Annotated in this window: 11 protein-coding genes and 1 pseudogene; 2 read left to right on the top strand and 10 right to left on the bottom strand. The window is 71.2% G+C overall.

Annotated elements, in window-relative coordinates; translation table 11 throughout:
• The 7 genes and pseudogenes from AOK16_RS12135 to AOK16_RS12105 all read right to left on the bottom strand — a co-directional run.
• Positions 1–382: pseudogene (locus tag AOK16_RS12135) on the bottom strand (hypothetical protein); the annotation flags it as partial.
• 173 nt (positions 383–555) lie between these two features.
• Positions 556–2,409 carry a gamma-glutamyltransferase gene (gene ggt / locus AOK16_RS12130; protein WP_205627669.1) on the bottom strand — a complete coding sequence of 618 codons (1,854 nt, stop codon included), beginning with the start codon at positions 2,407–2,409 and terminating at the stop codon, positions 556–558.
• 271 nt (positions 2,410–2,680) lie between these two features.
• Positions 2,681–3,556, bottom strand: coding sequence for an amino acid ABC transporter permease (locus tag AOK16_RS12125; RefSeq protein ID WP_055472270.1), 876 nt, complete (start codon positions 3,554–3,556; stop codon positions 2,681–2,683).
• Positions 3,553–4,197 carry an amino acid ABC transporter permease gene (locus AOK16_RS12120; RefSeq protein ID WP_055472269.1) on the bottom strand — a complete coding sequence of 215 codons (645 nt, stop codon included), beginning with the start codon at positions 4,195–4,197 and terminating at the stop codon, positions 3,553–3,555. The genes AOK16_RS12125 and AOK16_RS12120 overlap by 4 nt, the downstream gene beginning before the upstream one ends.
• Before the next feature lie 25 nt (positions 4,198–4,222).
• The gene (locus AOK16_RS12115; protein ID WP_055472268.1) at positions 4,223–5,149 is read right to left on the bottom strand and encodes a glutamate ABC transporter substrate-binding protein; all 927 of its coding nucleotides are present in this window, start codon (positions 5,147–5,149) and stop codon (positions 4,223–4,225) included.
• 14 nt (positions 5,150–5,163) lie between these two features.
• The gene (locus AOK16_RS12110) at positions 5,164–5,934 is read right to left on the bottom strand and encodes an amino acid ABC transporter ATP-binding protein (RefSeq protein WP_055472267.1); all 771 of its coding nucleotides are present in this window, start codon (positions 5,932–5,934) and stop codon (positions 5,164–5,166) included.
• 216 nt (positions 5,935–6,150) lie between these two features.
• Positions 6,151–6,591, bottom strand: a complete 441-nt coding sequence (locus tag AOK16_RS12105; protein WP_055472266.1) for a DUF6278 family protein — start codon at positions 6,589–6,591, stop codon at positions 6,151–6,153.
• Between the two features lie 177 nt (positions 6,592–6,768).
• On the opposite strand from AOK16_RS12105, the gene AOK16_RS12100 reads away from it, so the two are divergent.
• Both AOK16_RS12100 and AOK16_RS12095 read left to right on the top strand, forming a co-directional pair.
• Entirely contained in the window at positions 6,769–8,622 is a 1,854-nt protein-coding gene (locus AOK16_RS12100; RefSeq protein WP_240483529.1) for an SGNH/GDSL hydrolase family protein, read from the top strand.
• Positions 8,623–9,049: 427 nt separating this feature from the next.
• Positions 9,050–10,006 (top strand): terpene synthase family protein, encoded by a 957-nt coding sequence (locus AOK16_RS12095; RefSeq protein WP_055472265.1) that lies wholly within the window; start codon positions 9,050–9,052, stop codon positions 10,004–10,006.
• A gap of 214 nt (positions 10,007–10,220) precedes the next feature.
• Here AOK16_RS12095 and AOK16_RS12090 read toward each other — a convergent pair whose 3' ends face one another.
• From AOK16_RS12090 to AOK16_RS25515, 3 genes are all read right to left on the bottom strand, one after another.
• Positions 10,221–11,009 (bottom strand): exodeoxyribonuclease III, encoded by a 789-nt coding sequence (locus AOK16_RS12090; RefSeq protein ID WP_055472264.1) that lies wholly within the window; start codon positions 11,007–11,009, stop codon positions 10,221–10,223.
• A gap of 128 nt (positions 11,010–11,137) precedes the next feature.
• Complete coding sequence (locus tag AOK16_RS12085) at positions 11,138–11,785, bottom strand: MBL fold metallo-hydrolase (RefSeq protein ID WP_055472263.1); 648 nt, start codon at positions 11,783–11,785, stop codon at positions 11,138–11,140.
• A gap of 64 nt (positions 11,786–11,849) precedes the next feature.
• Positions 11,850–11,987 (bottom strand): carboxymuconolactone decarboxylase family protein (locus tag AOK16_RS25515; protein WP_205627670.1); only part of this gene is annotated, 138 nt, incomplete at its 5' end.

Below are 11,987 nucleotides of genomic sequence, written 5' to 3'. Positions count from 1 at the left end.
CCTCGGCCGCCGCGGCCGACTCGCGCTCGCGCGCCACCGCGTACTGCCGCTCCCGGTGCATGACGTCCAGCCGGTCCAGCAGCGCGTCCCGCCCGCCGGCGTACGCGTCGTAGGCCGCGACCGAGGCCCGGTGCAGGCCTCTGGCCACGCCGCGCTGCTCCTCGGCTATCGCGGCGCCGTGGCGCGAGGCCAGGTCCTGGAGGAGCGACTCGACCACGTCCCAGGGCAGGACCTCGGCGCCCTCCAGACAGGCCCGTATCCCGTCGGGGTCGCGCTGGGCGAAGACCCCGTACCAGCCGACCTGCGGATCGAGCACGTCCAGGAGCTCCCGCAGATAGTCCGCGAACTCCCGCACGGGTGCCGGGAGTTGCCTGTTCCGCATGGTCCGCCCCTCTCCCCCCGGCCGAGTCGGGTGCCGGGTCCGCAGCATTGGACACCCCCCGTGTTACAGGGAGGGTAGCGGGCGGGCTACAGACAGTTTTCGGCAGGCTCTGAACGGCTGGGACGCAAGGGGCGAGCTCTGAACAGCGTAGGCATAAGGGAGTTGAGCATCCGTCACCGCGCGGCCGGCACCACCACCATCGCCGACCCGCCCCCGCGCCGCGCCTTCTCCGCGGCCGCCAGCCAGCGGCCGTCCGGCAGGCGCTGGACCCCGGTCGCCGCGCCGATCTCCGGGACCTGCTTGAACCGGTGGCCCAGCGCTTCGAGCCGGCCGCGCAGCGGACTGTTCCACAGCGCCGGTTCCAGCTCCGTCGCGGCGGCGTTGCGCTGGCTGGCGCGCGGGGCGGCGATGGCGTCCACGAGGGGCAGACCGCGGTCGAGGTGGCCGAGCAGGGTCTGCAGGACCGTGGTGATGATGGTGGCACCGCCCGGGGAGCCGAGGGCGACCACCGGGCGGCCCCTTTCCAGCACGATCGTCGGGGACATGGAGGAGCGGGGCCGCTTGCCCGGCCCGGGCAGGTTCGGGTCGTGGACGGCGGGGTCGGCCGGGGCGAGGGAGAAGTCGGTCAGCTCGTTGTTGAGGAGGAATCCGCGCCCCGGGACCGTGATCCCGCTGCCGCCGGTCTGCTCGATGGTGAGGGTGTACGCGACGACGTTGCCCCAGCGGTCGGCGGCCGTCAGATGCGTGGTGTTCTCGCCCTCGTACGGGGTCGGCGCCGCCGCGCCGCCCGCGGCGCAGGGGACGGGGTGGCGCGGGTCGCCTGGGGCGACCGGGCCGGCGAGGGCCGCGTTGTCGCGGATCAGGCACGCGCGCGTGTCCGCGAACCACTGCGAGAGCAGCCCCTTGGTCGGCACGTCCTCGAAGGCCGGGTCGCCGACCCAGCGCCCCCGGTCGGCGAAGGCGATCCGGCTCGCCTCGATGAACCGGTGCAGGTACTGACGCTCACTCAGCTCCCCCAGGTCGGCCGACTCCAGCATGTTGAGCGCCTCGCCCACGGTCGTACCGCCCGACGAGGAGGGCGCCATGCTGTAGACGTCGAGCCCTCGGTACGCGGTGCGGGTCGGCGCCTGGCGCTTGACCGCGTACGCGCGCAGGTCCCCGGTCCGCAGGTTGCCTGGCCTGACGGCCCGCTGGGCGCCCGCGGCGACCGGCGGGCGGCGGACCGTGCGGACGATGTCACGCCCCAACTCGCCCTTGTAGAGGGCGTCCACGCCGCGTTTGGCCAGCTCGGCGTAGGTGCGGGCCAGGTCCGGGTTCTTGAGGGTCGAGCCGACGGCGGGGAGCCGGCCGCCGGGCAGGAAGAGCTCGGCGGTGGCGGGGAAGTCACGAAAGCGCGCCTCGTTGTCGGCGGTCTGCTGCCGGAAGGCCGCGTCGACCGTAAAGCCGTCGCGGGCGAGCCGTTCCGCGGGCTTCAGCACCTCCCGGAGGGACCGGCTTCCCCACGTGTTGAGAGCTGCGTCCCAGGTGGCGGGCGTGCCGGGGGTGCCGACGCTCAGGCCGCTGGTGACGGCCTGGTCGAAGGGGATCGGCCTGCCGTTCTCCAGGAACAGGCCGGCGTCCGCGCTCCGGGGCGCGGTCTCGCGCCCGTCGAGCGTCCGGACCATGCGGTCCGCGGCGTCGTAGTAGACGAAGTAGCCACCGCCGCCCACGCCCGCGGAGTACGGCTCAGTGACCCCCAGCGCGGCGGCCGTGGCGACCGCCGCGTCCACCGCGTTGCCGCCGCGCCGCAGCACCTCGATGCCCGCGGCCGAGGCGTCGGCGTCCACGCTGGAGACCACGCCGCCGCGGCCGACGGCGACAGGGGACTTGGCGGGCGCGGAAGGGGACTTGGCGGGCGCGGAAGAGGAGGTGGGCCCGGCCTCGATCGCCGTGCCGGCCCGGCTGGTCGGTGGCGCGCCCGTCGTGGCCGCCAGCACGGCCGCGCCGGCGGCCAGCAGGGACAGACTCCGTACGGCGGGACGGCGCATGCGTACCTCCACAGGGCGCGGTGACCGGCTGTGCCCGCAGCCTAACCGCGCCCACCGACAACGGTCAGCAGCACCGAAACCGCCAGGAGTCCCCCGGAGTTATCCACAGGGCTCGAACGCCGGTACGGCGGCGGGCTACTCTCGCGCTCATGAACACCTCCCCGAAACCGACCCGTCCTACGGGGAACTCCCCGTGGCCGACTGACCGTTGTCGAGTTGCCGGGCCGATCAGCCGGATTCGGCCAGGTGGGCCGGACGGTGGACCGTCCCCCTACGGTCGGTCCGCGCCCGTCGGCCCCGACAGGGACTCCGAGGGGCCTGCCGGGGCCACCTCGGCGGCGCTGGTCTTGACGTTGCGGCGTTCGCGTTTGCCGACCCAGTTGGCGAACCAGGAAAGCAGCATGCACAGGCCGATGTAGATGGGCGAGATGATCAGGACGACGGGGATGAAGGGGAGGTCGTAGTCGAGGTTGGTGGCGATGAGCTTGCCCGCCTGGAGGAACTCCTCGTAGGTGATGAGGAAGCCGAGCGAGGTGTCCTTCAGCGCCACCACCAGCTGGCTGATGACGGCAGGGAGCATGGCCCGTACCCCCTGCGGGACCAGGACGTTCGCCATGACCTGCGTCTTGCGCATGCCCAGCGAGTACGCCGCCTCGCGCTGGCCGCGCTCCACCGAGTTGATGCCCGTGCGGAACACCTCCGCCAGCACCGAGCCGTTGTAGAGCGTCAGCCCGGTGACGAGCGCCGTCAGCGGCTGGGCCTTCAGCGCGACGAACACGAAGAAGATCATCACCAGCACCGGCATCGCGCGGAAGAACTCCACGAAGAGCGTGGCCAGCCAGCGCAGCGGCCGGTGCTCGGAGAGCCGCCCGCAGGCCAGGACCGCGCCGAGGGCCAGCGAGAGGACCGCCGCCAGGCCGAAGGCCTTCAGCGTGTTGGCGAGCCCTTCGAGCAGCAGGTCCTGGATGCCCTGGTACGCGAACGGCCGCCACTTCTCGGCCTCGAACTGGCCCGTGTCGAACAGGAGATACGCGATCCAGGCCAGGATCCCCAGGATGACGGCGGTCGCGCCGATGCCGTACCACCGGTGCCGGACCCGGGTCCTGGGGCCCGGCAGGTCGTAGAGGGCGGTGGCGGTCGTGGTCATCGGCGGACTCCCCAGCGCTTCTCCAGCACGTTGAACAGCGCGCTGATGGTCAGGGTCACGATCAGATAGCCGACGGCGATCCACACGAAGGACCAGACGATGCTGTAGCCCATCTCGTTCAACGGCTTGTAGACACCGAGGAGTTCGGTGACGCTGAACGACCCGGCGATGGCCGAGTTCTTGGCGAGGGCGATCAGCGTGGATCCGATCGGCGGGATGACGGTCCGGAACGCCTGCGGCAGCACCACGAGCCCCAGCGACTGTGTGAAGGTCATGCCGAGGCTGCGCGCCGCCTCGCCCTGCCCCACCGGCACCGTGTTGATGCCCGAGCGCACCACCTCGCAGATGAAGGCCGAGGTGTAGCAGCCCAGGGCGAGGATCGCGAAGGTCTGGAAGGGCAGTACGAGCCCGAAGCGCGGCAGCCCGAGCAGCACGGCGAAGAACAGCAGCGTCAGCGGGGTGTTGCGCAGCACGGTCACCCACGCGGTGCCGAGCGTCCGCAGTGAGCCGACGGGGGCCACCCGGAACCCCGCCATCAGGACCCCGAGGGCGAGTGCGAGCAGCGAGGCGAGGATCGTCAACTGCACGGTCCCCCAGAGGCCTTCGCCGTAGAGCGACCAGTTGTCGAGGAGTACGTCCATCGGTCTTCCTGAACTCCTTGTGACCTCAGCCCGCCGGGTAGCGGTCGACCGGCGGCGGCTTCGGGGCGGGCACGCCGGACAGGCCGAGCGTCACGTCGTAGGCCTTCTTCCAGTTGCCGTTCTTCTCGTTCTCGACGATCGCGTCGTCCAGCGCGAACCGCAGCGCGTTGTCGCTCCGGGGCACCCCGATGCCGTACGGCTCCTGGGAGAAGGGTTTGCCGACCACCTTCAGCTCGTCCGGCACCTTGGCCGCGTAGCCCAGCAGGATCGTGTCGTCCGTGGTGACCGCGTCGACCTGCAGGGTCAGCAGGTTGTCCACGCAGATCGAGTACGTGTCGTACGAGACGGCGCGGGCCCGCGGGTACTCGTCCTTGATCCGCTGGAGCGGGGTCGATCCGGCGGCCGAGCAGACGGTCTTGCCCGCGAGGTCCTGCGGCCCCTTGATGTCGTCGTTGTCGGCCCGCACGAGCAGCGACTGCCCGGCCATGTAGTACGGGCCCGCGAAGCCGACCTGCTTCTTGCGGAGGTCGTTGATGGTGTAGGTGCCGACGTAGTAGTCGATCTGGCCGTTCTGCAGGGCGGTTTCGCGGTTGGCGGAGGCGATGGTCCTGAACTCGATGGTCTTTGGGTCGAAGCCGAGCGAGGCGGACATCATCTTGGCGATCTCGATGTCGAAGCCGGAGTAGACCCCGGTGGCGGGGTCTTTCTCGCCCAGGAAGGGCTGGTCCTCCTTGACGCCGACGATGAGATGGCCGCGCGCCTTGGCGCGGCGCCAGGTAGGCGAGTCGGGCAGCTCGTAGCCCTGGGCGACCTGGTAGCGCGGCAGCTGCCCGGGCTGCGGGCCCTTGACGGGTGGGCTGCCCTCCCTGCCGCAGGCGGTGGCGGTGGCGAGCAGGGCGGCGCACAGCGCGAGGGCGAGGGCCCGCAGCGGGGCGGTGACCGTACGGTTCATCTCCGGTGCCCCGCTCAGTGCTTGAGGATCTTGGACAGGAAGTCCTTGGCACGGTCGCTCTCGGGCGCGGTGAAGAACGCCTCGGGAGCCCGGTCCTCCAGGATCCGGCCGCCGTCCATGAAGACGACGCGGTTCGCGGCGGAGCGCGCGAAGCCCATCTCGTGGGTGACCACGACCATCGTCATCCCGTCCCGGGCCAGCCGCCGCATGACTTCCAGCACCTCGTTGATCATCTCCGGATCCAGGGCCGAGGTCGGCTCGTCGAAGAGCATCACCTTCGGATCCATCGCCAGCGCGCGGGCGATCGCCACCCGCTGCTGCTGGCCACCGGAGAGCTGCGCCGGGTACTTGGGCGCCTGTGCGGCGAGGCCGACGCGGTCGAGTAGTTCGCGCGCCCGCCGCTCGGCGTCCTCCTTCTTGCGGCCGCGCACCTTCACGGGGGCGAGCGAGACGTTCTCCAGCACGGTCTTGTGCGCGAAGAGGTTGAAGGACTGGAACACCATGCCCACGTCCGCGCGCAGCCGGGCCAGCGCCCGGCCCTCCTCGGGCAGCGGCTTGCCGTCGACCGTGATGGTGCCGGACTCGATGGTCTCCAGCCGGTTGATGGCCCGGCACAGCGTCGACTTGCCGGACCCGGAGGGTCCGATGACCACGACCACCTCCCCGCGGCCCACGGTGAGGTCGATGTCCCTGAGGACGTGCAGCGTGCCGTAGTGCTTGTTGACGTCGCGCAGCTCGATCAGCGGATCGCCTGCTGTGACGGTGTCGGCTCCGTCAGCGGCCATGCCCAGCCTTGCCCACTTTCAGCTGTGTCGGGGGTCGTCTGCGTCGGGTCGTCTGTGTCGGGGTCGTCGTCGGCGGTCAGCGCAAACTATCCAGCCGGATGCGGCACTTCGCCGCGACACGCATCAAGCGGCGAATAACCGTATTGTTGCCCTGATCAGCGCATACCATCACGGATGCGATCATGGAATGCGCGGGGTGTACGGACCCGCGGCGCCTCAGCTCTCGGAGGCCTCCGCGTAGATCTGGGTGAGCTCGGGGGCGCCGCCGATGGCCCAGTCGAGCCCCGCCTCCACCACGTTGACCTCCCGGCCGGAGGCGAGCCTGACCACCGGCTGACCGTTCGGCCAGACCTGCCAGGCCGCGCCCGGCACCGTACGGACGATGACCGTGCCCAGGTACAGGCCCGCGTCGTTGCCGAGCCAGGGCAGCTCCTCGGGGTCGTCGCGCCAGCGCGGCAGCAGCTGGTCGAGGGCCTCCAAGGACCGCGCGGAGTCGTCGAGTTCGAGTCCCATCGAGGACGCCCGGCTACGCAGCAGCCCGCACTCGGCCAGCAGCTCGGCGACCCCTTCGGGGTCCTCTCTACCGAGCTCGGTCGCCACGGAGGTGTTCACGGGGGCGTGCCGCCTGCGCCAGTTGTCCAGGAAAGGGATGTTCATACCACACAGGTTCGCATCCATCCCGTGGCCCGCACCACAGGCACGCGCGGAACAGCGGATGTCGGCAGAGCCAAAGGCGCGTACGGCAGCGGGAATTCAGCGGCGGTTGAGGCCGGGATCATTGACGACCGCCCCACCCGTCCCTACCTTCGACCCGAACCTGTCGGATCACAGCGGATGCGGGAGGGGACGACGGCCATGCTCGCCGGAAGACGACACACCATCGCGATCGTCGTGGGAGGAGCGGCCATCGCCCTCGCCACCGCGGGGGCGCCCGCCCTCGCCCACCAGCCGGGCGCCGCGAGCGCCCTCACCCGGCCCCGGGCCGCCGAGCCGCTCCCCCTGGAGCGGCTCTTCGACAACACGGCCATCAGCGACGACGCCCGCCCCGCGGAGGCCGACTTCGACGGCGCGGGCCGGTCCCTGTCCGCCCAGGACCTGGCCGCCGCGGGCTGGTCCCCCGGCCGCCGGCTGACCGTCAACGGGGCCGGGCTGACCTGGCCGGGCCCGGCCGCCGGAAAGCCGGACAACGTACGGGCCGACGGGCAGGCGGTACGGCTACGGGGTCGCGGCGACGCGCTGACCTTCCTCGTCGCGGGCACCTCCGCCGGGGACGGCGCGGACGTGTCCGGCACCGGGACCGTGCGCTACCGGGACGGTGGCAGCGCAACGTTCACCCTCACCGCCCCCGACTGGCGCACCGGCCCCCTGAGCACCAAGGCCGTCACCCTCCCCCACCTCAACGCGCCCGAAGGGCAGCGCACCGAGAAGGCGCGGATCTACGCGGTGTCGGTGCCGGTCGCGCGCGGGCGGGACGTCGCGTCCGTGGTCCTGCCGGAGGACCCCGGGCCCGACGCGGATCTGCACGTCTTCGCGGCCACCGTCCGTACGCGGTACGGGGGTTGGACCGGGACCTGGTCCGCGAGCACCGGCGGATACACGGCCGTGGGGCCGTGGACGGACCGGACGCTGCGGCTGGTGGTGCACAGCAGCGCGGGCGGGGACGGGGTCCGCATCCGGCTCGCCAACACCTTCGCGGCCGAGCCGGTGCGGATCGGGCACGCCTCGGTCGCGGTCCAGAAGGAGGGGGCGGCCGCGCAGGGCGCGCCGCGGCGGCTGGCCTTCGGCGGGAAGGCGGGCACCGAGATCCCGGCGGGCGCCGAGGTGTTCAGCGACCCGCTGGACTTCCCTGTGCCCCCGGCCACGAACCTGCTGGTCAGTCTGCATCTGCCGGACACGGTGACAGCCGCGCCCGTGCACACCAGGACCAACCAGATCTCGTATCTGAGCGGGCCCGGCAGCGGGGACCGTACGGGAGACGGCGGCGGGACGGCCTACACCGGGACGGTCACCAGCTGGCCGTTCCTGACCGGGGTCGACGTCGCCGGGGGGCCGGGGGCGGTGGTGGCGCTCGGCGACTCGATCACCGACGGGGACAAGTCGACCGCCGACGCCAACCGCCGCTGGCCGGACGTGCTGGCGCGGCGGCTCCGGACACAGGACGAGGTCCCGCGGTACGGAGTCCTCAACCACGGGATCTCGGCGAACCGCGTCGTCTCCGACCGCTACCCCGGTGACGGCATCAGCGCCGACAGCGGCGGGGTCAGCGCCCAGCACCGGCTGGACCGCGACGTCCTGGCACAGAGCGGGGCCCGTACGGTCGTGGTGTTCGAGGGGATAAACGATGTGCGGTGGGGGTTCTCCGCGCAGCAGGTCATCGCCGGGATGCGGTCCATCGCGGAGCGGGCACGGGGGCACGGGCTCCGGGTGGTGGGGGCGACGATCGCACCGTGCGAGGGGTTCGCCGACTGCACGGCGGCGGTGGATGCGCGGCGGGCCGAGGTCAACGCGTTCATCCGCGACAGCGGTGGGGTGTTCGACGCGGTCCTCGACTTCGACGGGGTGCTCCGCGATCCGGACCGCCCGCAGCGGATGCGGCCCGCGTACGACAGCGGCGACCATCTCCACCCCGGCGACGCCGGGTTGCTGGCCCTGGCCGAATCCATCGACGTACGGAAGCTGAAGGCATAACCGCCATCCAGCTCCGCTGGGTGCGGGCTGCGCGTTCGCCACGCTGTGGCGGCGCGCGCCGCACAGGGCCGCGTGTTGCCACGCTGTGGGCAGGCGTGCCGCTGGCGCGGTGATGAGGGCCGACTTGAGCGAGATGTCCCCGGCCCAAGCAGCCATCTCGGTTCACGAGTGCACAAGGATTCAATGCCTTCACGCTTCCAACCGCCTTGGCGGGGGTCCATGGGGCGGCGGAGTCGCATTGGATGGAAGGCCCATATGCAGCTACCACGGCAGTCGCGACCGTCCGGCCCTGCCGTGAACACCCCATCGCCTCTGCTCACAGGAGCCCACAGTGACGCCCCGTATCACGACAATCCACCCCAGTACGGACGACACAGCCCCCCACCAGGTTCTGACACCCGGCGAAACTTTCCGTTGGCCGCCGCTGGTGTGCTCTACCACCGCGAAGGTCAACCCCGACTACCCCACCATCTATGAACACAACGCCGCCTGGGCAGCTGCGTTCCTGCCCTTCTCCCATCCGGCGGAGCTCGGCCGCATGCTGGAGCACCGCTACCCCCTATGGGAATCCATGGTGTACTCCGTCGGCCTCCCGCACCGAGTGGCCCACTCCTCCTGCGTCACCTCGCTCATGTTCGAAGTAGACGACGTCGCGCTGCTCCAGCGTGGCCTGTTCGACGAGATCGACGCCAACTGGGAGAACGGCCAACACCCTTACGGCCGCGCCTTCCACGACATTTGGACAACCCTGGAACAGCGCATGCCCGAAGGCGTCTACCGGCGATACCGCGAGGCCTGGCAGAACTGGTTCGCCGGGGCGCAGCAAGAGAACAAGCTCCGCGCCACCGCAGAGATTCCGGACCTGGAGACCTACCTCCAAGTCCGACGCAGCAACGTAGGACTGCGCCCGTACATCACCTGCATCGAATACGTCCTGGACCTGGACCTCACCCAGGACCTCCAGGACGACGAGGAGCTCGCCTCGGTCAAAGACCTCGCCGTGGAACACGCCATGCTGGTCAACGACGTCTACTCCGCCCGCTGGGAGTGCTTCAACGACGACTACTTCAACGTGGTGGCCACACTCATCCGCGCACACGACAAGCCCCTGCAAACAGCCATCGACCAATCCGCTGCCCTGATCGAGAAAGCCGACACCGCGCTCACGGACACCGTCACCAGGCTGCGCCGCCGCTACGCCTCGGCCGGACCCAAAGGACGGGACATCACCGCCTACCTGGACGCCATCGGATCATTCTGCGCCGGGAACTTCCGATGGTCATGCGAGACCTCCCGCTACAACGGGACCGGCTACGGCTGGAACGGGCTGCGCACCGGCACTGTGACTCTGCACCCGGAACGCACCGTCATCACAGCCCACTGAAACAGTCAGGGGCCGGTTGCGCCCGTGGTGGACCGGCCCGAACACGACGAAAGCCCCGCCGCATCTCCGAGTTGGGAGGCGCTGCGGGGCCTGGTCACGCCGCTCAAGGTGCGGTCGGTCGGGTACACGCCCCACGCCATGTCACCACGGCGGACCGGCGTGCCCGCTCCATCCGGCGTGCGCTCCCTGCTTACGCCGTATCGCGGGGTGGCGGTCAGGACTGGGCCAGGTTCAGGTCCACTACGACCGGCGCGTGGTCGGAGGCGCCCTTGCCCTTGCGTTCCTCGCGGTCCACGTAGCTGTCCTGGACCGCGGAGGCGAAGGGCTTGTTGCCGTAGACGAGATCGATCCGCATGCCGCGGTTCTTGGGGAAGCAGAGCTGGCGGTAGTCCCAGTACGTGAAGGGGACGTCGTACTTCAGGGGGCGCGGGACCACGTCGGTGAGGCCCTGGCCGCGCAGCGCCTCCAGGGCCGCGCGCTCGGCGGGCGTGACGTGCGTGAGCCCGTCGAACGCGGCGCGGTCGTAGACGTCCTCGTCGGTCGGGGCGATGTTGAAGTCGCCGAGGACCGCGAACGGCCGCTCCCCCGCCGCGTCCCCGCTCACCGCCGCGCCCAGCGCCTCCAGCCAGCGCAGCTTGTACGCGTAGTGCGCGTGGTCCACCTCGCGCCCGTTCGGCACGTACACCGAGCAGACCCGCACCCCGTCGCAGGTGGCCGAGATCGCGCGCGGCTCCTGGGCGCCGTCGTAGTCGGGGCCGCCGGGCAGGCCGAGGGCGACGTCGTCCAGGCCGACCCTGGAGACCACGGCCACCCCGTTCCACCGCCCGTCGGCGTTGACCGCCGACTCGTAGCCGAGCTCGCGCAGCTGCTCGCGCGGGAACTGCTCGTCGGTGCACTTGGTCTCCTGGATGCACAGCACGTCGGTGCCGCTGCTCTCCAGCCAGGCCAGCAGCCGCGGGAGCCGGGCGGTGATCGAATTGACGTTCCAGGTGGCGATGCGCATGGGGACGAATGTACCCGGAGGGTCCGACAGTCCGGCCCGGCCCCCGGAAACGCCCGGAGGGACCCGGAACGCCGGAGGACCCCGGACCACCCGGAGTCCCCGGACCACCCGGAGTCCCCCGGAGACGCTCAGAGCGCGAGCGTCTCCCCCGGCGCCAGGCGGCCGTGCTCCGCGCCGCCGACCCCGGGCCCGTCCGGGCCCAGCATCCGGTCGTACACCGTGCGCGCGATGTCGGACAGCAGGCCGTCGTGGACGTCGATGGCCCGGCGCGGGGCGAGCTCGCGGAGGTAGTCGATAACCTCGCCGACCTTGCTCCAGGGTGCCTGGACCGGAAGCATCAGGGTGTCGACTGGGCGGTCGGGGACGGTCAGCGCGTCGCCGGGGTGGAAGACCGAACCGTCCAGCAGATAGCCGACGTTGGTGATCCGCGGCATGTCGGGGTGGATCACCGCGTGCAGTTCGCCGTGCACCTCGACCTCGAAGCCGGCGGCCGTGAAGGCGTCGCCGTGGCCGACGGTGTGGACGCGGCCGGGAAAGGCCGCGGTGATCTTCTCGGCGACGCTGCGCAGGGTCCAGATCTCGGCGGCCGGGTTGGCCTCCAGGGCGGCGCGCAGCCGCCCCTCGTCGAAGTGGTCGAGGTGCTCGTGGGTCACCAGCACCGCGTCCGCGCCGACCGCCGCGTCGGCCTCGCTGAAGGCGCCGGGGTCGATGACGAGGACCTGGCCGTCCTTCTCCAGCCGGATGCAGGCGTGGCCCTTCTTGGTGAGCTGCGACACGGGTCTCCTCCGGTGTACGGATCGGCGGTACGCGCGCGTACACGGCGCGCCGCGCACCATCCTGCTACTCCTGGGGCGTCGTCTCCTGCCGGATGACGTCCTGTGCCACCCGGAACGCCGAGTTGGCGGCCGGCACGCCGCAGTAGACGGCGGCGTGCAGCAGCACCTCCTTGATCTCGGCGGGGGTGAGGCCGTTGCGCAG

It is taken from the genome of Streptomyces pathocidini (assembly GCF_001418495.1).
Classification (GTDB): domain Bacteria; phylum Actinomycetota; class Actinomycetes; order Streptomycetales; family Streptomycetaceae; genus Streptomyces; species Streptomyces pathocidini.
The sequence above is the reverse complement of the archived record's forward strand: the minus strand, read 5'-3'. Positions and strand labels throughout refer to the sequence as shown.